The sequence below is a fragment of the Symbioplanes lichenis genome (assembly GCF_030709675.1).
GTDB classification, from domain to species: domain Bacteria; phylum Actinomycetota; class Actinomycetes; order Mycobacteriales; family Micromonosporaceae; genus Actinoplanes; species Actinoplanes lichenis.
Window position 1 is genome coordinate 136,181 of sequence record NZ_JAUZQD010000006.1, and the last position, 20,839, is coordinate 157,019.

The 20,839-nt window shown below is 72.2% G+C and carries 23 protein-coding genes and 1 pseudogene; 10 read left to right on the plus strand and 14 right to left on the minus strand.

Translation table 11 applies throughout. The features are described from left to right. Nucleotides 1-15: 15 nt before the first annotated feature. The 6 genes from RAN62_RS15910 to RAN62_RS15935 form a co-directional block, all read right to left on the minus strand. Nucleotides 16-510: an EndoU domain-containing protein gene (locus tag RAN62_RS15910; protein WP_305785421.1), complete on the minus strand. Its 495-nt coding sequence runs from the start codon at nt 508-510 to the stop codon at nt 16-18. Between the two features lie 6 nt (nt 511-516). After that, a complete protein-coding gene (locus RAN62_RS15915) occupies nt 517-1,011 on the minus strand; it encodes a WXG100-like domain-containing protein (RefSeq protein WP_305785422.1) in 495 nt (164 codons plus the stop codon). Between the two features lie 3 nt (nt 1,012-1,014). Continuing rightward, on the minus strand, nt 1,015-1,341 hold the full coding sequence (locus RAN62_RS15920) for a hypothetical protein (protein WP_305785423.1): 327 nt from the start codon (nt 1,339-1,341) through the stop codon (nt 1,015-1,017). Next, complete coding sequence (locus RAN62_RS15925; RefSeq protein ID WP_305785424.1) at nt 1,338-1,760, minus strand: YbaB/EbfC family nucleoid-associated protein; 423 nt, start codon at nt 1,758-1,760, stop codon at nt 1,338-1,340. Before RAN62_RS15925 ends, RAN62_RS15920 begins: the two co-directional genes overlap by 4 nt. Before the next feature lie 203 nt (nt 1,761-1,963). Then, a complete protein-coding gene (locus RAN62_RS15930) occupies nt 1,964-3,664 on the minus strand; it encodes a dihydroxy-acid dehydratase (protein ID WP_305785425.1) in 1,701 nt (566 codons plus the stop codon). Then, nucleotides 3,661-4,446 (minus strand): SAM-dependent methyltransferase, encoded by a 786-nt coding sequence (locus RAN62_RS15935; RefSeq protein WP_305785426.1) that lies wholly within the window; start codon nt 4,444-4,446, stop codon nt 3,661-3,663. Before RAN62_RS15935 ends, RAN62_RS15930 begins: the two co-directional genes overlap by 4 nt. An 85-nt stretch (nt 4,447-4,531) precedes the next feature. On the opposite strand from RAN62_RS15935, the gene RAN62_RS15940 reads away from it, so the two are divergent. Both RAN62_RS15940 and RAN62_RS15945 read left to right on the plus strand, forming a co-directional pair. Next, complete coding sequence (locus tag RAN62_RS15940) at nt 4,532-5,089, plus strand: thymidine kinase (protein WP_305785427.1); 558 nt, start codon at nt 4,532-4,534, stop codon at nt 5,087-5,089. A gap of 69 nt (nt 5,090-5,158) precedes the next feature. After that, nucleotides 5,159-6,574, plus strand: a complete 1,416-nt coding sequence (locus RAN62_RS15945) for a DUF5005 domain-containing protein (RefSeq protein ID WP_305785428.1) — start codon at nt 5,159-5,161, stop codon at nt 6,572-6,574. On the opposite strand, the gene RAN62_RS15950 is transcribed toward RAN62_RS15945, so the two are convergent. Further along, nucleotides 6,516-7,859, minus strand: a complete 1,344-nt coding sequence (locus RAN62_RS15950) for an FAD-dependent oxidoreductase (protein ID WP_305785429.1) — start codon at nt 7,857-7,859, stop codon at nt 6,516-6,518. The genes RAN62_RS15945 and RAN62_RS15950 overlap by 59 nt on opposite strands. Nucleotides 7,860-7,956: 97 nt before the next feature. Here RAN62_RS15950 and RAN62_RS15955 point away from each other — a divergent pair, with 97 nt between their 5' ends. From RAN62_RS15955 to RAN62_RS15985, 7 genes are all read left to right on the plus strand, one after another. Continuing rightward, nucleotides 7,957-8,808 carry a S1C family serine protease gene (locus tag RAN62_RS15955; protein ID WP_305785430.1) on the plus strand — a complete coding sequence of 284 codons (852 nt, stop codon included), beginning with the start codon at nt 7,957-7,959 and terminating at the stop codon, nt 8,806-8,808. 18 nt (nt 8,809-8,826) lie between these two features. Then, a complete protein-coding gene (locus RAN62_RS15960; protein WP_305785431.1) occupies nt 8,827-9,810 on the plus strand; it encodes an AAA family ATPase in 984 nt (327 codons plus the stop codon). 3 nt (nt 9,811-9,813) lie between these two features. Then, entirely contained in the window at nt 9,814-10,692 is an 879-nt protein-coding gene (locus tag RAN62_RS15965) for a DUF58 domain-containing protein (RefSeq protein ID WP_305785432.1), read from the plus strand. Continuing rightward, nucleotides 10,689-11,657: a VWA domain-containing protein gene (locus tag RAN62_RS15970; RefSeq protein WP_305785433.1), complete on the plus strand. Its 969-nt coding sequence runs from the start codon at nt 10,689-10,691 to the stop codon at nt 11,655-11,657. Before RAN62_RS15965 ends, RAN62_RS15970 begins: the two co-directional genes overlap by 4 nt. Beyond that, entirely contained in the window at nt 11,657-12,694 is a 1,038-nt protein-coding gene (locus tag RAN62_RS15975) for a VWA domain-containing protein (protein ID WP_305785434.1), read from the plus strand. Before RAN62_RS15970 ends, RAN62_RS15975 begins: the two co-directional genes overlap by 1 nt. Nucleotides 12,695-12,727: 33 nt before the next feature. Next, nucleotides 12,728-13,690: an SAM-dependent methyltransferase gene (locus RAN62_RS15980; protein ID WP_305785435.1), complete on the plus strand. Its 963-nt coding sequence runs from the start codon at nt 12,728-12,730 to the stop codon at nt 13,688-13,690. A 265-nt stretch (nt 13,691-13,955) separates the two neighbouring features. Continuing rightward, entirely contained in the window at nt 13,956-14,318 is a 363-nt protein-coding gene (locus RAN62_RS15985) for a hypothetical protein (protein ID WP_305785436.1), read from the plus strand. 208 nt (nt 14,319-14,526) lie between these two features. Here RAN62_RS15985 and RAN62_RS15990 read toward each other — a convergent pair whose 3' ends face one another. The 5 genes and pseudogenes from RAN62_RS15990 to RAN62_RS16005 all read right to left on the minus strand — a co-directional run bounded on the left by RAN62_RS15990 (nt 14,527) and on the right by RAN62_RS16005 (nt 17,414). Then, nucleotides 14,527-14,835 carry a hypothetical protein gene (locus RAN62_RS15990; protein ID WP_305785437.1) on the minus strand — a complete coding sequence of 103 codons (309 nt, stop codon included), beginning with the start codon at nt 14,833-14,835 and terminating at the stop codon, nt 14,527-14,529. 544 nt (nt 14,836-15,379) lie between these two features. Beyond that, nucleotides 15,380-15,784, minus strand: a complete 405-nt coding sequence (locus RAN62_RS15995; protein ID WP_305785438.1) for an SMP-30/gluconolactonase/LRE family protein — start codon at nt 15,782-15,784, stop codon at nt 15,380-15,382. After that, nucleotides 15,757-15,879 (minus strand): hypothetical protein, encoded by a 123-nt coding sequence (locus tag RAN62_RS16000; RefSeq protein ID WP_305785439.1) that lies wholly within the window; start codon nt 15,877-15,879, stop codon nt 15,757-15,759. Before RAN62_RS16000 ends, RAN62_RS15995 begins: the two co-directional genes overlap by 28 nt. 206 nt (nt 15,880-16,085) lie before the next feature. Then, a pseudogene (locus RAN62_RS41135) lies at nt 16,086-16,271 on the minus strand (AraC family transcriptional regulator); the annotation flags it as partial. Nucleotides 16,272-16,295: 24 nt separating this feature from the next. Continuing rightward, nucleotides 16,296-17,414 carry an epoxide hydrolase family protein gene (locus RAN62_RS16005; protein ID WP_305785440.1) on the minus strand — a complete coding sequence of 373 codons (1,119 nt, stop codon included), beginning with the start codon at nt 17,412-17,414 and terminating at the stop codon, nt 16,296-16,298. On the opposite strand from RAN62_RS16005, the gene RAN62_RS16010 reads away from it, so the two are divergent. Beyond that, complete coding sequence (locus RAN62_RS16010) at nt 17,392-18,603, plus strand: hypothetical protein (RefSeq protein WP_305785441.1); 1,212 nt, start codon at nt 17,392-17,394, stop codon at nt 18,601-18,603. The genes RAN62_RS16005 and RAN62_RS16010 overlap by 23 nt on opposite strands. Here RAN62_RS16010 and RAN62_RS16015 read toward each other — a convergent pair. Both RAN62_RS16015 and RAN62_RS16020 read right to left on the minus strand, forming a co-directional pair. After that, entirely contained in the window at nt 18,575-19,945 is a 1,371-nt protein-coding gene (locus RAN62_RS16015) for a GH1 family beta-glucosidase (protein ID WP_305785442.1), read from the minus strand. The genes RAN62_RS16010 and RAN62_RS16015 overlap by 29 nt on opposite strands. Nucleotides 19,946-19,950: 5 nt before the next feature. After that, on the minus strand, nt 19,951-20,838 hold the full coding sequence (locus RAN62_RS16020; RefSeq protein WP_305785443.1) for a carbohydrate ABC transporter permease: 888 nt from the start codon (nt 20,836-20,838) through the stop codon (nt 19,951-19,953). Nucleotide 20,839 lies beyond the last annotated feature (1 nt).

Sequence of the window (20,839 nt, forward strand, 5' to 3'; positions counted from 1 at the left end):
GTGCCTCTCGATGCGCTAGGGAACGGGCCAGCCGTGCGTGAAGCCACCGGCCTGGTCGTAGAAGCCTCTTATCGTGACGCCATTGTAGGTACCGGCCCACATGTTGCCGGGGAGCGGTGTCGCGTTCTTGAAGGCGCCGGACACCGCGTTGTCCACCTGCGCCGGCGTCCAGTCGTCGGGGAAGAAGGTACTGATCCCGCCGTTGCCGGCTTTCGGCTTCCAGGCGCCGGTCGGCGGGTTCAGGGTCGGGTCGAAGAACTGGGGTTGCGCCTCGTACACGCCATTCGGATAGGTGATCTCCGAGCCGGGCACGAGCCGGCGGCCGGGGAAGTCCTCGCCGCCCGGGCGGTAGTGGTAACCGGAGCCCTTGGACTGGCCCGGCCGCACATGGCCGCCGCCGATCGTGTGGGTCGTGAAGTGCGGACTCATCCGATCCGGGCGGGCGCGCTTGCGCGTCTTGCGGAGGAACCGCAGCGCGGCCCGCATGAGCCGGCCGGAGCCCCGGGCCATGCCTGGTCACCCGTCCAGAAGCTGCGCGATGGCGTTCTCGACGAGACTTCCGACGATCGACCGGGTGAGCTGCTGGAAGATCGGAATCTCGATGAGGCTCGCACCGAACGTCGGGGCCGCCGTCGCCACCGCCTGGGCGATCTGCACCGCCAGGATGGCGAGCTGGGCGATGATCGCCATCTTGAGGGCCAGCACAATTCCGCCGCAGACCATCAGGCCGGTGCCGGTCAACGTGGCTGCATTCGCGCCGTCGACGAGCACCGTGGCCGGGCTGTCCGGCCGGGCCCACCAGTCCTGGAACGCGGCGACGGCCTCACCTTCGTGCCCGGTCCAGACCTCGGAGGCAGTCGACGCCGCGTCTGACACGATCGCCTCGAGACGGCCGGAGAACGACATCCACGCGCGGCCCATCTCGACCAGCGCCGTCTCTTCGGCCTCCGGCCAGTCGTATCCGAGGATGCCGAGCAGCGACCGCAGTTCGCCCGGTATCTCCAGGCCCATCGGTCAGTCCTCCCGCTCGGTGAGCAGACCACGGAACCGGCGGCTGACGTCCTCGTCGCCCTCCACGTACTGCACGCTCATGTCCACCACGTCGGCGCCGGCCGCGGCCAGCTCCTCCAGGGCGTCCTGATAGCACTCGAACGCCCACGACGACACCTCGTCGTGGGCAGCGCCGATCAGCGAGCCGATGTCGTCACTCCCCCAGGGCGACCCGAACCCGGCCAGCTCGGCCCGGAAGGCCACCAGCTCGGAGGAAAGCCGTGCGGCGACGCTCTGCAGCGCGGCCCCGGAGGCCGTGAGCCGCTCGGGGTCGATCGCGAAGCCGGTCATCGTTCACCGGCCCGGCGGGTGAGTTGCTCCTGTGCTTCGACCAGCGACGCGGTCAGCTTCGCGAACTGGCGCTCGGCATCGAACTGGATGTCCTTGAGCCGGCCGGTCAGCGCATCGAGGTCGGCCGGGGCAGGGGCGACTCGATCCTGCAGGTCGGCGAGCGCGGCGTTGACGGCCGACATGATCTCCCGCGTCAGCTCTCCGGCACTCAGCCGGAGCACCGAGGGCTCTACCTCCAGGGCCGCTATCCGCCCCGGCAGCGCCGCCCAGGCGCGGACCCGGCCGTCGGCGGCCTCACCCGTACCGATCGGTGGCTCTCGCTCGTCCTGGTCGCCGGGCAGGGCCTGGGTCCGGCCGAGCGCGGCCACCACATCGGCCAGCGTGCGGTTCAGACCGGAAGGATCGATCGGGTCGGCCATCGTCAACCTCCTTGCGCGTTCTCCAGGGCCGTCGGGTTGCAGACCTTCCAGGCGCCGCCCTCCTTGCCTCGGCCGCCGCGCGGACGGGCGGGCGGTCGCGGTGCTCCTTGACGCGCTCGAAGGCGACGAGCGACGTGACGCCGCAGCAGCACAGCAGCACCGCCGCGCTCACGGCGAGGCCACCCCGGTAGCGCCGGAGAACATCAGTGAGATTCGCGGGAGACCCGGTCACCGCTGGATCCCAGCAGGAAGTCGCAGTCGGCACCGGTGTCGGCCTGGGTGACGGTGTCGACGTAGAGGCGTTCCCAGCCGCGGACCGGGGCGGCGTAGCCCTTGACGGCCTCGGGGGCCGGGTCGCGGTCGAGGAAGGCCGGGTCGTCGACGTCGAGGCGGCGGTTGGGGACGTCCAGGGTGATGTAGTCGCCGGTGCGGACCTTGGCCAGGGGGCCACCGGCGGCGGCCTCCGGGGCGACGTGCAGGACTACCGTGCCGTACGCGGTGCCACTCATCCGGCCGTCGGAGATGCGGACCATGTCGCGGACGCCCTGGGCCAGGAGTTTGGCGGGCAGCGGGAGGTTGCCCACCTCGGGCATGCCGGGATAGCCCTTGGGGCCGCAGCCGCGCAGGACCAGCACCGAGTCGGCGGTGACGTCGAGTGAAGGGTCGTCGAGGCGGGCGTGGACGTCCTCGACCGAGTCGAAGACGAGGGCCGGGCCGCGGTGGCGCAGCAGGTGCGGGGAGGCGGCGGCCGGTTTGATGACCGCGCCGGAAGGGGCCAGATTGCCGCGCAGCACGGCGATGCCGGCGTGGGACTGCAGCGGCTGTTCCCTCGGGCGGATCACCTCACGGTCATAGACGCGCGCGTCGCCGAGGTGGTCGACGAAGGGGCGGCCGGTGACGGTGAGGGCGGCGGGGTCGAGCAGGTCGCGGATCTCGGTCAGCACGGCGTGCAGGCCGCCCGCGCGGTAGAGGTCGTCCATGAGGAAGCGGCCGGCGGGCAGGAGGTCGACGAGCAGGGGCACGTTCGCGCCGGCGCGGTCGAAGTCGTCCAGCGTCAGGTCGATGCCGAGACGGCCGGCGATGGCGAGCAGGTGGACCACGGCGTTGGTGGAGCCGCCGAGGGCGGCGAGGGCGACGACGGCGTTGAGGAACGAGGCGCGGGACAGGACGGTGCTGGGACGGCGGTCGGTGTGGGCGAGCTCGACGGCGAGGACACCGGTGGCGTGCGCGGCCTCGAGGAGCCGGCTGTCCGGGGCCGGGGTGCCCGCGACCCCGGGCAGCGTCACGCCGAGGACCTCCGCGAGCAGGCCCATCGTGGAGGCCGTACCCATGGTGTTGCAATGGCCCTTGCTCCTGATCATCGAGGACTCGGAGCGCTGGAACTCGAGCGCGCTCAGGGTGCCGGCGCGGACCTCCTCGGAGAGCTTCCACACGTCGGTGCCGCAGCCGAGCGGCACGCCGCGGAACGTGCCGGTGAGCATCGGGCCGCCGGGCACGACGACCGCGGGCAGATCGACCGACGCGGCCCCCATGAGCAGGGCGGGGATCGTCTTGTCGCAGCCGCCGAGCAGCACGACGCCGTCGATCGGGTTGGCCCGCAGCATCTCCTCGATCGCCATCGCGGCCATGTTGCGCCACAGCATCGCGGTCGGGCGCACCTGCGTCTCGCCGAGCGACACGACGGGCAGGTTCAGCGCGATGCCGCCGGCGCGGTGGATGCCGTCGGCCACGCTGCGCGACACCTCGTTCAGGTGGGCGTTGCACGGCGTGAGGTCGGAGGCGGTGTTGGCGATCGCGATGTGCGGGCGGCCGTCGAAGGCGTCGGCGGGCAGGCCGCGGCGCATCCACGCGCGGTGGATGTAGCTGTTGCGCAGATCGCCCGCGTACCACTCGGCGCTTCTCATCGGCGGGCCACCGCGCCCAGGATCATCGGGCAGGGGGTGACCTCGTCGTCGAGCTCCGGATGCCAGTCGCTGATCGGGACCACGCCCGGCAGCAATGGATCCCAGCCGTCGAGCAGGTCGGCGATCTGCTGCGGGCTGCGCACGAAGAACGGCAGCGGAGTACGCCGGTAGAGCTCGCCGACGCCCTCCACCGACTCCGCCGCGTCCTCCACCAGCGTGCCGTGGGAGATGGCGACATGACTGCCGGGCGCGAGCCGGTCCCGCAGGCGGGCCACGAGCGCGCCGGGCTGATCGTCGTCCGGGACGAAGTGCAGCACGGCGACGAGCAACAGACCGACCGGCAGATCAAAATCGATGACCCGGCGTACGTCCGGATCGTCGAGGATGCCGTCCGGATCGCGCAGATCGCCCCGTACGAACACCGCGCGCGGGTTGTCCGCGAGAAGTTGCCGGCCGTGCCGCACCGCGACGGGATCCAGATCGACATAGGCGACCTGCCGGTCGGGGACGATCTGGTGCACGTTGCCGACCGACGGGATCCCGGAGCCGATGTCCAGGAACTGCCGGACGCCCTGACCGGCCAGGAAGCGCACGGCCCGGCCCAGGTACGCGCGGTTGGCGTGGGCGAGCCGGGAGACGTCCGGGAAGAGCTTCTCGGCCTCGCGCAGCATCTCCTGGTCGACCGGCAGGTTGTGCGTACCGCCCAGCGCCGCGTCGTAGACGCGTGCGGCGTTCGGCACCATCATGTCCACCTCGGCGGGCACCCATTCAGGACGATCCATGCCCTCACCCTAGGCAGCTGTGGTGATCGTCTCCAGGGTGCGGGCCGGGTGCGGCATGCCGGAGCGTCGATGGCACGGTCTGCGGATGGATTTGACCGTGATCCTCGGCCCGATGAAGGGCGGCAAGTCGCTGGAGATGATCAGCCTGCTGTCCCCGCTGCGGCACGCCGGCGTCCCGCACCGCATCTACCAGTCGGCGCGGCACGGGCGCGACACCGCGGTGACTTCCCGCTCGGGCGGCAGCCTGCAGACGGTCAAGGTGACCACCCTCGCCGGCGCCGCCGAGCCCGGCGTCGAGGTCATCGGCGTCGACGAGATCCACATGTTCACGGTGGCCGACATCGCCGCCCTGGGCGAGGCGGTCCGCCGCGGCGTCAAGGTCGTCGTCGCCGGCATCGACCTGGACCACCGCGGCAAGCTCTTCGCCCCGGTCACCGCCCTCCTCGAACTGGCCCCGGAGAAGGTCATCCACCGCCGCGCGGTCTGCGACGTCTGCCGCTCCCTGGACGCGACCCACACCCAGGTCCTGGAGCACGGCGAGCCCTTCCTCCGCGAACTGGCCCCGTCGACCGCCCTCCCCGACGACGGCACCTACACGTACGAAGCCCGCTGCCGGCGCTGTGTGGTGCTGCCACTCGACTGACACCGCGCAGTCTTGGCACGATCGGCACGAGGGGTGTGACGCGCGGCGCCAGGAGTCCACAATGGCCGGATGAGCGGACTGCGGCGGCTGGCGGCGACGGCGACGACCTTGGTGCTGGCGGGGTGTGGTGGGTGGTCCGTGGCGCCGACTGACGTCACGGCGACTACGGCGACGTTGCGGGCGCAGGCGGCTTGTGCGGCGGAGACGACGGACAATCCCTGTACGTTCTGGTGGCAGTACTGGGCCGACGGGGCCGGCGGGGTCACCAGCACCGTGCACCGGGAGTGGAATCAGAGCACCGGCGGGAACTACGCCGACGTGGACCAGGCGGTTACCGGGTTGTCGGCGGACACGGTTTATCGGTCGCAGTTCTGTGGCTTCGGGGACAGCAACGTGCCGCAGCCGGGGACGTGCGTCGGGCAGCGCAGCAATCCGGTCAGCAACCCGGGGCAGCAGCCGGACGCCGGCGACCTGAGTGCGACGCAGAACTTCCGGACCGCCGGGAACGGGAAGGTGGCGACGGTCGACGCCGGGCGGCCGTTGTCGACGGCGGACACGGCGGATCGGCGGATCTCGCGGGATGCCGGGCTCAGTGCCGCCTATTCGGCGACGGAGAGTGTCTGGCTGTTCGGGGACACGGTGCAAGACACGTTCATTCCGGGGACCACAGCCGCCGCGGGGCCGTACACGCCGGGGCAGGCGCCGGACGCGCTGCGGGAGTTGCCCACTCCCCCGCAGGCACCCGCGCCGGGGCGGACCAGTCCGGCGCCGTTCCTGCCGACTCCGGTCAACCTCGGGTGCGGCGGAGGGTACCCCGCGTCGTGGCCGTCGGGGGTGGTCGCCGTGCCGGGGACGCAGACGGTGCTGATCACGTACGCGGAAACCTGCGTCACCGGGCCATTGCCGGCGGTGCGCCTGAGCCTCGCCCTGTACGACCCGGCCACCAACCGCATCACCAGGACCGCGACGCCGTTCGTGGCCGCCTCGGCGCAGACCGGGCTGCCCACGGCGCGACGGCTCGGATCACCCGTGTACGGCACCGACGGGTACCTCTACCTGTACGCGTACGACGCAGCCGGGGTCCTGGCCGCCCGTGTTCCCGCCGCGAGCTGGGCGACCGCCTCGGCCTACCGCTGGTGGAACGGCTCGGGCTGGTCGGCCGACAGCGCCACGGCGACCGGCGTCACCGCGCTCCCCTACGTCGGGTCGGTGCACGTGGCGAACTACGGCAGCCGGTACGGGATGATCGTGCAGACGGCGTTCGGCAGCGGCGACTTCCGTATCTTGACGGCGGCCACGCCGGCCGGCCCGTGGGTGCCCGGCCCGGCGGGTCAGGTGCCGGAGGGGTGCCCGCCGCCGACGGGCTGCTACGCCATCGCCGGGCATCCCGAGCTGTCGCCGGCCGGCACGCTCTGGTTCTCCTGGCTCAGCGGGGCTGACCTGAACGAATTCGGTCATCTGCGCCTGGGGTCGATCGCATGGTAGCGATCAGCTCGGCGCGGCTCGGGCCGGGCGCGGGGGCCGGGCGCCAGCCGGACTCGTAGAGCTCGCGCGCCCGCGGTTCGGCGGCGGCCAGGGTCGCGGGCAGGCCGGTCATCGACAGGAAGGGCAGGACCAGGGGCATCAGGGACTTGTCGGCGTCGGCGGCCGCGGTGATGTGGCCGGAGGTCAGGGGGCGGGACAGGTCGACGTCGAGGCCGGCCAGCTGGCGTACGGCATCCGGGTCCCACGCCTGGTGATCGTCGAACCACGGCCGGATCGCCCGGGTGCACCAGTCGTCGAAGGCGAGACTCAGCGAAACCAGGTCGGCCGGGTGCTCGGTGAGCAGTTCGACGAGCCGGCGGGCCTGCAGCAGCGACGTGGCGATGCCGCGCCCGGCGGTCGGGTTCGTGGTGCAGACCGCGTCGCCGGCGTGGATCAGGCCGGGCAGGGCCACCTTGCCGTCCGGGCCGAGCTGCCCCCGGTACGTGTTCCGCAGTCGCACCCCGGGCAGCACGCGCGAGACCGGGCGGGTGCGGGCCGGGTCGGTCCACTCGGCGAGGCCCGGGATCGTGCGGACGACGGCCTCGTACGCGGCCGGGTGCCGGACGGCGGCGAGCTCGGTGTCCGTGGTGAGGTGCGTGAACGAGACCGAGACCGTGCGGTTGTCCTGCAGGAACACCACGCCGATGTAGCCGTCGAACCGGGAGATCAGCCCGACCGCCGCACTGGTGGGCCCCGGCGCGGCGCCCGGCAGCAGCTGGTACTCCCGGGCGACGTACGAGACCCCGCAGTCGCTCTCGACGACGGGGGCGCGCAGGGCGTCGGCGACGTGGCCCGCGCGGCCGGAGGCGTTGACGACCAGGTCGGCGGCCAGCGGCGCGCCGTCCACGAGCAGGCCCGCGGCGCGACCGGCGGCGGGCAGGACGTCGTCGGCGCGGCCGGTCACGAGGGTCACCCCCTTCTCGCGTACGGCCGCCGCCCGCAGCACCCGCTCGAACAGCGGCCGCCCGCAGGTCAGCCCGACCACCTGCGAGCCCCGCACGGTGAGCGACGCCCCGGCCGCCAGCAGGGCGTCCTTGACGTCGGGCAGCTCGGCCTCCAAGGCGTCCGCCACCTGTTGCCGCAGCCCGTGCGGATGGTGGAACTGCATGACCCCGCGCCGGTCCCACGTGCCGTCGGGGGCCGGGCCGGGATCGCGATCCACGACCGTGACCCGATGACCCCGGCGGGCGAGCACCATGGCCGTGTAGAGACCCGTCGGCCCCGCGCCGACCACCGCGACATGCATGGACCGCAGCCTATCGAACGTTAAGTGATCATACCGTCACGGAAAGAGCATCACTCTCTTTCGGTCAATTTTGAGGTGACGCTTCTAGGCTCAAGCAATGGAGCGTCCCGAGATGACGGTGCTGGGCACTGATCCGCCCCCGGAACAGGACAAAAAGCCCGCCCCCGTCACTTTGCGCCGCCGCATCGGCATCGGCCTGGTCGTCGCCTGGGCGCTCGTGCTCACCGTCGTCGTCTTCACCCGCGGCAGCGACAGCGACGAGGAGCAGGCCGCACCTCCGGCGAGGCCGTCCCCGTCGGCGTCGCAGGGGCCGCTGACCACCGGCGAGGTCTATCAGACGCTGCTGCCGTCCGTGGTCCGCATCGAGACCACCCGCGGCGCCAAGGCGAACGCCACCAGCATGACCGAGTCGGCCATCGGCACCGGCGTCATCGCCAACGCCGACGGCTCGATCCTCACCGCGCTGCACGTGGTGGCGAACGCGAGCGCCATCAGGATCTCCTACACCGACGGCACCACGTCGCCCGCGAGCGTGGCGAGCAGCGACCCGGACAACGACATCGCCGTGCTCAGCCCGCAGAAGGGGCCGGAGACGCTGGTGCCGGCGACGCTCGGCGGCGGGGTGCAGGTCGGCGACAAGGTGGTGGCGATCGGCAACCCGCTCGGCCTGACCATGAGTACGAGCGACGGGGTCGTCTCCGGCGTCGACCGCGACCTGGCCCGCGACCAGGAGGGGGCGACGCAGGGCCTCATCCAGTTCGACGCGGCGGTCAACCCGGGCAGCTCGGGCGGGCCGCTGATCAACGACGGCGGCGCCGTGGTCGGCATCGTCGTCTCGCTCGCCAACCCGACCAGCGCCGGCACCTTCATCGGCATCGGCTTCGCCGTCCCCATCGGCACCGCCCTCGGCGGCGGCGGCGAGGGCGACGGGCAGACCCCGCCTCTCTAGAGACCAAAGGACAACCGCATGACGTACGCCCAGAGCGATGCCGGCCCGATCGAGAAGGTCCTCTACGAGGTCAAGAAGGCCATCGTCGGCCAGGACGTCCTGCTCGAACGGCTCATGGTCGCCCTGCTCGCCCGCGGCCACGTCCTGGTCGAGGGCGTGCCCGGGCTGGCCAAGACGCTGGCCGTGAAGTCGCTCGCGGAGGCCGTGGGCGGGCAGTTCCACCGGGTGCAGTTCACGCCCGACCTGGTGCCCGCGGACATCCTCGGCACCCGGGTCTACCACCAGCCGACCGGCGAGTTCCAGGTCTCGCTCGGCCCGGTCTTCACCAACCTGCTGCTGGCCGACGAGATCAACCGCGCCCCGGCCAAGGTGCAGAGCGCGCTGCTCGAGGTCATGCAGGAGCGGCAGGTCACCATCGGCCGCGAGACGCATCAGGTGCCGAACCCGTTCCTGGTGCTGGCCACCCAGAACCCGATCGAGAGCGAGGGCACCTATCCGCTGCCCGAGGCGCAGGTCGACCGGTTCATGATGAAGGTCGTCATCGGCTACCCGAGCGTGACCGAGGAGTTCGTGGTCGTCGAGCGCTCGCTGAGCCCGGCCGCGACGATCCAGCGGATCATCGACCCCGGGACCCTGGTCACCCTCCAGCAGCAGGCCGACCAGGTCTATGTCGACCCCAGCCTGATCGAGTACGCCGTCCTGCTCGCCCACGCCACGCGGGACCCCGCCCGCGCGGGTCTGCCCGACCTCGCGCGCTACGTGCAGTTCGGCGCCAGCCCGCGCAGCTCGATCAGTCTCGTGCAGGCCGGCCGGGCGCTCGCCTACCTGCGCGGCCGGGAGTACGTGGTGCCCGAGGACATCGACGACCTGGCCCTCGACGTGCTGCGTCACCGGCTCGTGCTCAGCTACGAGGCGCTCGGCGACGACGTCTCCCCCGACACGATCCTGCAGAAGATCGTGGCCAACGTGGCGGCGCCCGAGCCCGCCGGGCGGGGCCGCTGACCCATGGCGGGAGCACCCGAGAAGCTGCTGCGCCGCCTCGAGTGGCGCCTGGGCCGCCGGCTGGACGGCCGGCTGCAGGGCGCCTATCGCACGGTGTGGCACGGGACCGGCATCGACTTCACGGACCTGCGCGCCTACACGCCGGAGGACGACGTCCGGCACATCGACTGGAACGTGACCGCGCGCCTGGACGAGCCGTTCGTCCGCCAGTACACCGAGGACCGCGAGCTGACGGCCTGGCTGGTGATCGACCGCTCGGCGTCCATGAGGTTCGGGATCCGGAACGGGAAGGCGGGCGTCGCCACCGAGCTGGCGGTCAGCCTGAGCCGGCTGGTCGCGCAGGGCGGCAACCGGATCGGCGCCATCCTGTACGACAACGCGGCGCACGCGGTCATCCCGCCGCGCCCGGGCCGGGACCAGGTGCTGACCATCACCCGCGAGCTGCTGCGCGAACCGGCCGCGTCGACGGGGACCACGGACCTGGCCGCCATGCTGAAGCTGGCCGCGCTGACGACCGTACGCCGCCGCAGTCTGATCTTTGTCATGAGCGACTTCATCGGCGAGCCGGGCTGGGACCGCCCGCTCGGGCAGCTGGCCCACCGGCACGAGACCGTCGTGATCCGGGTGACCGATCCGGCCGAGCACGAGCTGCCCGACCTGGGCCTGATCCTGGTGCAGGACGCGGAGACCGGTGAGCAGGTGCTCGTCGACACCAGTGACCCACTGCTGCGCGGCCGCCTCGCCGACCAGGTCGGGGCGCGCGAGGACGAGCTGGCGGAGAGCATGCGCCGCGCCGGGGTCGCCCCGCACCACGTGACCACCGACCAGGACCTGCTCGGCGCGCTGCTCGCCATGGTCCGCCGCTCGGGAGTGCGCCGATGAGCTTCCAGCAGCCACTGATCGTCGTGGTCGCCGTGCTCGTCACGGTGGCGGCCGGCTGGGCGTACACGCTGGTGCAGCGCCGGCGGACCGCGGCCTGGACCGGCGCGGGGTTCGCCCCGAACCGCTCGCGCCGGGCGGTGCTGCGGCGCCATCTGCCGTACGTGCTGCTGCTCGTCGCCCTGCCGGTGCTGCTCGTCGGTCTGGCGCGCCCGCAGGCCGAGGTCGCGGTGCCGCACCGCGCCGGGACCGTCGTCCTGGCGTTCGACGTGTCGAACAGCATGTCCGCGACCGACGTGCAGCCGAGCCGGCTGGGCGCCGCGCAGGCCGCCGCGAACGAGTTCGTCGCCGCGCAGGCCGACAGCGTGGACATCGGCGTGCTGCCCTTCGGCGACCAGGCGCTGCTCACCCAGGCCCCGACCGACGACCGGCAGGCCGTCTCCGCGGCGATCGCCCGGCTCAAACCCGGCGGCGGTACGTCACTGGGGCAGGCGATCCTCGTCGCGCTGGGCGCGGTCGTCGGCAAGCCGGTCGCCCTGCCCGAGGCCGGCGCGGCGGCTCCTTCGCTCGGCTACTGGCCCTCCGCGACAATCGTGGTCTTCTCGGACGGGCAGGAGACGGGCGGGCCGGACGTCGAGGCAGCCGCGGAACTGGCGGCGGCGGCCGGGGTCCGGATCCAGACCGTCGGCGTGGGCACCGCGCGGGGTGCCACGGTCGAGGTCGACGGCTACCAGCTCAACACCGCGCTCGACGAGTCTCTGCTGAGTGCGGTCGCGCAGGTGAGCGGGGGCGCCTACCACGCGGCCGGCGACGCGGCGGCGCTCAACGACACGACGAAGTCGATCGACCTGCGGCTGACCACCGAGAAGGAACCGCTCGAGCTGACCGGTCCGATCGCCGCGGCGGGGTTGCTGCTGCTCGTCGCGGGCGCGCTGCTCGGCCTGCTCTGGCACGGGAGGTTCGTCTGATGTCGTTCAGCTGGCCGTGGGCGCTGGTCGCCCTGCTGGCCGTACCCCTGTTGCTCCTGGCCCGGTGGTGGCTCAACCGCCGCCGCAAGCGGGCCGCCGTGATCGTGCCGAGCATCGCCCTCATCCGCGCCGCGCTGCCGGGCCGGACCGCCTGGCGCCGCCGCGTCCCGGTCTGGCTCTTCCTGGCCGGCCTGCTCGTGCTGGCCGTGGGCGCGGGCCGCCCCCAGGCGTCCGTGTCCGTGCCGGCCAACGACACGTCGATCCTGCTCGCGATCGACGTCTCCGGCTCCATGTGTACGACCGACATCGCCCCGAACCGCATGACCGTCGCCATCGACGCCGCCCGCGACTTCGTGAGCAACCAGCGGGACGGCACGAAGATCGGGCTCGTCGCCTTCTCCGGCATCGCGGGCCTGCTCGTCTCCCCCACGACCGACAAGGATCAGCTGCTCGACGCGCTCGACACCCTGACCACGGCTCGGGGCACGGCCATCGGGCAGGCCATCCTCACGTCGCTCGACGCCATCGCGGAGACCAACCCCGACGTGGCGGCGACCGGCGTGGACCTCGGCGACGTCCCGCCGGGCCCGGACGGCGACTACGAGCCGGACACGATCGTCGTGCTGACCGACGGCGCGAACAGCACCGGCGTCGAGCCCGCGGTCGCCGCCGAGCAAGCGGCCGCGCGGCGCGTACGCGTCTTCACCATCGGCTTCGGGACGACGAACCCGGCGCCCATGGTCTGCAGCCCCGACCAGGTCGGCAACGACTCCTTCGGCGGCGGGCGGTTCGGGGGCGGGGGCTTCGGCGGCAGCCGCATCCAGGAGATCGACGAGGAGGCGCTCACCGCGGTGGCCGACACCACGGGCGGGCGCTACTTCAAGGCCGAGGACGCGGGCCAGCTCGACGACGTGCTCGGCGACCTGCCCAAGGAGTTCGGCCTGCACCGCGAGGACCAGGAGATCACGGTCTGGTTCATCCTCGCCGGGGTGCTGCTCGTCTTCGGCGGGATGGGATTCTCGCTCTGGCCTCGCTAGGCAGGTGCCCCTTGGGCCATGCAGTATGCATTCATGGGGATCGAAGAGTTGCTGGCTCGGTGGGGTCAGGGCGCCCAGGCGCTCGCCCTGCTGAGCGCGGCCCAGGAGCTGTCCGGATTCTTGCGGGAGGAGCGGGACGTCGCCGCCGTGGCCGCGTTCGCGGGGCTGACCACCGGCCGGGCCGGCGACGTGCTCGCCGCCCTCGTCGCCCACGACCTGGCCGAGGAAGTCGCCCCCGGCCGCTTCCGGATCGCACCCGGCCTCGCCGCCGCCCTCGCCGACGACGCCCCCGGCGACCTGCCGGCCCGGATCGCGCAGGCCACGCTGCTCACCCGCCAGACCGAGGCCGCCGTACGCACCGGAGTCGTCACACTGTCCGCCGAGGACGCCCTCACGGTGGCCCGCGCCAACGCCTTCCGCCCCGGCGACGGCGCCCGCGCGGTGGTCACCAAGATCTTCGAAGCCGTCCCCGAGGTCGCCGCCGCCATGGCCCACGGCCGCATGCTCGACGTCGGCAGCGGCGTCGGCGGCTTCGTCCTCACCGCGGCGGGCATGCTCCCGGACATGCGCGCCACCACCCTGGAAGTGGTCCCCGAGGTGGCGGCCGTCGCCCGCTCCCGCGCCCGAGCACTGGGCGTGGACGACCGCGTCGACATCCGGGTGCAGGACGCGCGCGACTTCGACTCGCCGGACGCGTACGACATCGCCTTCTGGGCCCAGCCCTTCTTCCCGCTCCCCGCCCGCCCGGCCACCCTCGCCATGATCCACCGCAGCCTGCGCACCGGCGGCCTGCTCCTCCTCCAACAGCTGGACACCGCCCCGGCCGGACGCGCCGAACTGGCCAACTTCGCCCTGCGCCGCATGGTGGCGCACGCGCAGGGGCTCCCCTTCGCCCGCCCGATGGCCGACCTGGTGGCCGAGGCCGCCCCGGCGGGATTCTCTCTGATCCGCGAGCTGGACGAGGACTTCGGCCGCATGGCGCTGTTCAGCCGCTGACCTACCTCGCGCCGACATGGCGCACTGGCTCGCGCGAACTCAGCGCTCATGCCATGTCCGGATCTGCCGATGACAGTGAGGCGGTGATCGAACGCGTGCGGCCCGCGTCGTGGCCCCGCCTCTCCGGGCTCCACCCCCTGGCCGCAGAATGCACCGCACCGCCTTGCGGGATTGCCGACGTGCACCACTTGCCATTCAATTTTGTGTGACGCCCCTCATTCAGTCACCACTTCCGATCTTGAAGTCGCGGGAGAAGAATCAAGTAATGAGGTGGGTTCAGACGGAAATATTCTCGGCCGTCGAATTAGCGTGGCTGCGCGACTCGACACGGCGGCGCAACTATTCCGCGGAGAAGGAGGGCTTCCGGCGTGCGCACGGGGTCCGGCGAGCGTTCGGAAAGGCTCTGCGCCATGCCGCCCGGATGCGGCGCGATGCCCCTGAGGCCCGGACGCCCGACGGTAAGCTGCGGTGGATCGAAGCCGCGCGTGCGGACTTCCGTGAGGCGAACAGAAGGCGAGCACAAGCGGGCGCCGATGACGAGCGTGACCGCAAGCGTGCAACCGGTGACCTGTTCGACTGGGCTCGTTTCACGAACCGGTGGCGAGTGAACCTTGCCGCCGCCTTCTAGTCGTATTCACATGCGTCGGTGCGAACGAGCGCAATGGGGAGCACGCTTCCGTGACATCGCGCGAAATACGGGCGCGGTCCTCGGCAAACCAATGATGAGAGCTCATGAGATATGCGCGCTGAGCGCACCCCTCTGCCACCGACAATGAGCGGCGTGACCGGCTACGGACGTTGCTCGAGCTGTAAGCGCCGCCGGCTTCGTCGCTGCGTCACTGCCCAGTGAGGCCGCGGCCGGCAGCGATCCGGTCCACCGCCTGCTTCGCCTCGAGCAGGCTCGACCCGGTTTGCTTGCGGTAGGCGCGGACGGCCTCGATCGTCCGCCCGTTCTCCAAGTGGTGGATCACCTCGGATTCTTCCGGCGCGGCGATACCAAGGTGGCCCATCACCAGATCAAGTTTGCGCTGCACGGCCGCCAGCTGGGCCGCCGAGCTGCGCCGTTCCTGAAGCCAGGCCCCGGATGCCGCAGCGACCGACCCGATGCCGGCGATGACAAGCAACGCTGTTTCGAAACCGCTCATCGACCCATCGAACCAGCCTTCCGCCAGTCGAGAGTCCGGAGTACCCGCAAGGACCGGGCGGTCCGGGCGATGCTGACTGCTTCCGGCGCACTGCCGGGCGACCGGGACCCGAGGTCCGGCCGACCAGGACGCACGGATCCGCCGCTGACAGCGGGATGGTCAGCGATCGCTTGCGGTGAGTCGGGTGTCGGGGCGTCGCTCCGGACGCGGGTTGACCGAGGCGGACGGGCACCCTCCGGCGCCGCACTCCTCATCGGGGTCGGCCGGGTCGTGCTCGAACTCGTAGTGGAAGCAGACGTAGTGCATGTCTTCGAAGACCTCGCACTGATCGCGGGAGACCGTCACCTGGCGCCCGCACCGTCGGCAGGCCGGTGTCGGAGACTCGTCGCTCACCAGGAAATCCTCGCACGAAACCGTCCCAGCCGAAGACGGCGCACTGATCTGCCGCGACAAGTGCGTGCGGAATGATCGACTGCGCTTGCCGGGAAGGTCGCGGGGAGGAGCTGCCAGGCGGCTGGAGGGTGCGGGAGCATGGGCGGTCCCGTCACGCCAGGACGACGGAGTAGAGGGCGGTGTCGGCGGCGAGGAAGAGGCGGTTGCGTTTGGGGCCGCCGAAGCGGATGTTGGCGACGACGTCCGGGACGAGCAGGCGGCCCAGCAGCGTGCCGTCCGGGTCGTAGCAGTGCACGCCGCCGCCCATGGCCGCGGCCCACAGGCGGCCGCCGGCGTCGGAGCGGATGGTGTCGAAGGTGCCCGAGCGGCATGTCGCGAAGACCCGGTCGGCGCCGATCGAGCCGTCGTCGCGGACGGTGAGCTCGCGGATGTGGGTGGCGCGGCTGTCCGAGAGGCTTTCGTCGAGCGAGAAGACCAAGCCGTTGGGCCGTCGAAGCTGTCGGCGACGACCGTCACCGATCGTCGTACTTAGACAGGGCCCTCGGCCCAACAGCACCCGTCGGAGAGCTTCTCCAGCCGGGAGTCGCCCGCCGTGCACTTCCCGGTGCGGAACCGGTCGTCCAGGATCTCGTAGAGCGGGTCACGAGCCACCGGGCGACCGTACACCCGCGACGGACGGGGCCGGGACCGCGGCGGGCGCCCATCGCGACGGGCGGCATCCGGTGTGGTGCAGGAACACCGCCGAGAAGTGGGGCGTACCGGAGAAGCCGCAGTGGGCGGCCACGGCCGTGACCCGGCAGGCCCTGCTTCAGCAGGCGTTGCGCCTCGCGGACCCGCAGCAGCGTCAGGTGCCGGTGCGGTGTCCGGCCGACCTCGCGGCGGAAGACCCGCACGAAGTGGTACGGGCTCAGCCGCGCCACGCCCGCCAGCTCGGCGATCGTGAGCCGGTGCCCCAGCCGCTCGCGCATGTGGGCGACCACCCGGCGTACCCGTGGGTCCATGCCGTCGATGGTCGGGCGGACGGGCAGCGGGCCACAGCCCATCCGCTGCCCGTTCGGTGCCCATCCTCAGCGCGCGGCCCGGAAGGCGCTCCGCAACTCGTCGACCAGCACGTCCGGGTGCTCCCAGCCGGGGTAGTGCCCGCCGCGCTTCTGCTCGTGCCAGGCTGTGATGTTCTGGTAGCGGCGCTCGGCCCAGCGCCGGGCCACGGGGAACGGCTCGCCGGGGAAGAGGGTGAACGCGGTCGGCACGGTGACCGGCTGGGCGTTCTGCTCCTCGGCGCTGCGGGGCGACCAGCGCGGGCCGGACTCCCAGTACCAGCGGGCGGTGGACGCGCCCGTCCTGGTGAACCAGTAGAGGGCGATGTTGTCGATCTGGCGCTCCTGGGAAACGCCCCGGTTGTCGGCGAAGGCGTCGAGGTGTTCGCCGAGCCACGCGGCCAGCCCGGCTGGCGAGTCGAGCCACGCGTAGCCGAACGTCTGTGGCCGCAGGCTTTGCGCCAGCACATGCACCATGCCGCTGCGGACGAACCGGTCGCGCTGGGCGATCATCGCTTTCTCGGTCTCGTCGGCGGTGTCGGCGTCCGAGGGCAGTGGAGCCGCGAGCGGCATGGTGAGGTGCAGGCCGGCGACCCGTTCGGGCACGATGCGGGCCAGTTCGGTGCTGACGAAGGAACCCCAGTCGCCGCCGTGCGCCCCGAAGCGTTCGTAGCCGAGTTCCGTCATGAGCGACGCCCACGCGGAGGCCGTACGCCCGGGATTCCAGCCTGTTTCCCGCGGGCGCCCGGAAAAGCCGAAGCCGGGCAGCGCCGGGACGACGACGTGGAAGGCGTCCGCCGCCGGGCCGCCGTGCGCGACCGGGTCGGTCAGCGGGCCGATGACGTCCTCGAACTCCAGCACCGAGCCGGGCCAGCCGTGCGTGAGCACCAGCGGCAGCGCGTCCGGCTCCGGCGAGCGGACGTGCCAGAAGGCGATGTCGAGCCCGTCCAGCCGGGCCTTGAAGTGCGGGATCGCGTTCCACCGGCGTTCGAGCGCCCGCCAGTCGTGGCGCCGCCACACGTCGAGCAGCGAGCGGAGGCGGTCCAGCCCGAAGCCCTGCGTGAGCGCGCTGCTGGCCCGGACCGTCGACGCGGCACCGACCTCGCGGCACCGGACGGCGCTCGAGGTGTGCGCGCATCTGCCGGTCACGACCGAGGAGCTGCTGCGCGCGGTGGCCGGGGAGGACGCGGGCGAGCTGTTCAAGTGGCTGCGCACGCTGTCGTTCGTCGAGGAGGGCCCGTACGGGCTGTATCCGCACGACGTGGTCCGCGACGCGCTCGACGCCGACCTGCGCTGGCGCGATCCCGGCGGCTACGCCGAGCTGCACCGGCGCCTCTCCGCGGCGACCCTTGCCCGGATCCGCGCGACCGCCGACCGCGGCGAGCGCCTGCGCCTGATCACCGGCTCGATCGTGCTGGCGGGCGGCCGCTCCCGGGTGGAGACCTGCAGCACTCCCCCGGCGACACTGCAGGCGTACGTGGATGATCTGCGGCCCGGTGACCGCCCGGCGATCGAAGCCATGACCGGCACGTGGCAGGGGGCCGAGCAGGCCCGGCAGGCCGGCTACTGGATGGCGCGGGACCCGGGCGCGTTCCGGGTCTTCCGCACGTTGTCGGGCGAGCCGCGGGGCTACGCCGCCTGCCTGACCCTGGACGGCACGAGCGCGGACCCCGCGGCGGAGGCGATGTGGCGGTACGCCCAGGAGCAGGCGCCCCCGCGTCCCGGCGAGGTGATCCGCGCGTGGCGGTTCTTCGTCGACCGGGAGCACGGGCAGCGGCCGTCGCCGTCGACGACCCTCTTCGCCGCGTGCCAGACGCTCGACATCCTCACCCTGACCGGCGTCGCGTGGACGCTGAACGGCGCCTACGCGGACGCCGGCCAATGGGGTCCCACGATGGAGAATCTGGACTTCTGGCCCGCGTTCGACGGCGCTGAGCACCCGGTGTTCGCCCACGACTGGCGGCGCGTCGACGTCGCCCAGTGGATGGCCGTGGTGCAGGCCCGGCAGGACGGGGAGCCGACGCGGGCGACCGCGGCGGACGCCGGTGCCGTGGTGCTCAGCCGCGCGGAGTTCGACGCCGCCGTCCGGGCCGCCCTGCGCGACTTCGACAACAATCCCCTGCTGGGCACGCGCCTGAGCCCCCTCCGCGAGCTCGTCGAGGAGGCGGCCGCCACGCTGCCGCCGGCGCTGAACGACCTGGTCGACCGCACGTTCCTGCACCCCGTCACCACTCAGGAACGGGTGGCCGAGACGTTGCACCTGTCGTTCAACACGTACCGGCGGCACCGCGATCAGGCCGTCGCCCGCATCACCGACTGGCTCTGGGCACGCTCGTAGCCCGCAGCTGCTCGCGCAGCCAGTGATAGCTCGCGCGCGGGGTGCGCGTACCCGTGGGGTAGTCGACGTGCACCAGGCCGAAGCGGGGTCCATAGCCGCGCGCCCACTCGAAGTTGTCGAGCAGCGACCAGTAGAAGTAGCCCCGCAGGTCGACGTCGGCCGCGGCCGCCGCGGCCACGTGCGCGGCGACGAACTCAATGCGCTTGGGGTCCGGGCCGGTGTCCTCGCGCAGCTCGGCGACGCCGTTCTCGGTGACGTAGATCGGCGGCAGGCGCGGGAACCGGTCGGCGAGACCTCGCAGCGTGTCGTGCAGCCCCTGCGGCTCGATCGGCCAGCCCAGGTCGGTGACCGGCACCCCCTCGCGCGGCACCGACCGCACCCCGATGTCGCACGCGCTGCGCAGGGCGGGGTCGGGCTGCTCGTGCGGGGCGTCGGCGGCGTGGATCCGGTAGTAGTAGTTGACGCCGAGGAAGTCCAGCGGCGCCCCGATCAGCGCGAGATCGCCGTCGTGCCGGAACGACAGGTCGCTCACGCCGGCATAGAGATCTTCGAAACCTGACGGGTACGCACCCCCGAGCACCGGATCGGTGAACTGCCGGTTGAGCATCAGGTCCATCCGGGCCGCCGCCGCCCGGTCCGCTTCGCTGTCGGTGGCCGGCACGGCCGGGGACAGGTTGAGCGTGATGCCGACCCGCGCGCCCGGGGAGGCGGCCCGGATCGCCGGCACCGCCAGACCGTGCCCGACCAGCAGGTGATGAGCCGCCGCCAGCGCGCCGTGCCCGTCCCGGGCGCCCGGCGCGTGCCGCCCCTCGGCATAGCCGACGATCGACGAGCAGTAGGGCTCGTTGAGCGTGATCCAGTCCTGCACCCGGTCGCCGAGCCGGGCCGCGACGACGGCCGCGTACTCGGCGAAGTGGTGGGCCGTGTCCCGCACCCGCCACCCGCCGCCCGCGTCCTCGAGCGCCTGCGGCAGGTCCCAGTGGTAGAGCGTGACGAACGGCCGGACGCCCCGCTCGCACAGGGCGTCGACCAGCCGGTCGTAGTAGTCGAGACCGGCCTTGTTCACCGTCCCCGCCCCGGCCGGCAGGACCCGCGGCCACGACACCGAGAACCGGTACGCGTCCACGCCGAGATCCCCGAGCAGCTGCACGTCGTCGCGCCACCGGTGGTAGCTGTCGCACGCCACCGCGCCGGACGCGCCGCCGACGACGGCCCCGGGCGTACGGCAGAAGACGTCCCAGATCGACTCGCCGCGCCCGTCCTCGGCGGCCCCGCCCTCGATCTGGTACGCCGCCGTGGCGGCCCCCCACACGAAGCCGTCCGGCATCTCTGTCAGTTGCATGGTGTTCAACCTTTGATCGCGCCTTGCATGATGCCGCCGACGATCTGGCGGCCGAGGAGCATGAAGATCACCAGGATCGGGAGCGTGGCGAGCAGCGTTCCCGTCAGGGTGAGGGTGTAGTCGGTGGTGTAGCCACTGGCCAGCGACGACAGGGCGACCTGGACCGTCGGGTTGTCCTGCAGGACGACCAGGGGCCAGAAGAAGTCGTTCCAGGCCTGCATGAAGGTGAACAGGCCGAGCACCGCCGCCGCCGGGCGCGCGGCCGGCAGCACGACGTGCCAGTAGAGGCCGAAGGTGCTGCAGCCGTCGACCCGGCCGGCCTCCAGCAGCTCGTCGGGCACCGCGCGGCCCAGGTACTGCGTCATGAAGAAGACGCCGAACGCGGTGACCAGCCCCGGGACGATGACGGCGGCCAGGTGGTCGGTCCAGCCGAGCTTGGCCATGAGCAGGTAGAGCGGGATGATGCCGAGCTGCTGGGGCACCATCGACGTGGCGATGGCCAGGGCCAGCAGCACCTTGCGGCCGCGGAAGCGGAGCTTGGCGAAGGCGAAGCCGGCCAGCGTCGAGAAGAACACCACGGAGACGGTGACCGAGCCGCTGACGATGAACGAGTTGACCAGGGCCGGCCCGAAGTCGGGCGAGTCGAAGACCCGGGCGATGTTGTCGAAGAGGTGGCCCCCCGGCACGAGCACCGGGGGCACCTGGGCGACGGCGTCGCTGGTCTGCGACGCGACCACCAGCGTCCAGTAGAGCGGGAACACCGAGCCGGCGAGGACGGCGAGCAGGGCCGCATAGGTCCAGACCGAGGCCCGGCGCGGATAGCCCGACCGGCGCTTCCTCGACTTCGCGGGCACCACCGGGGCCGGTTTTGTCCGTTCGGCGATGAGCGTCATG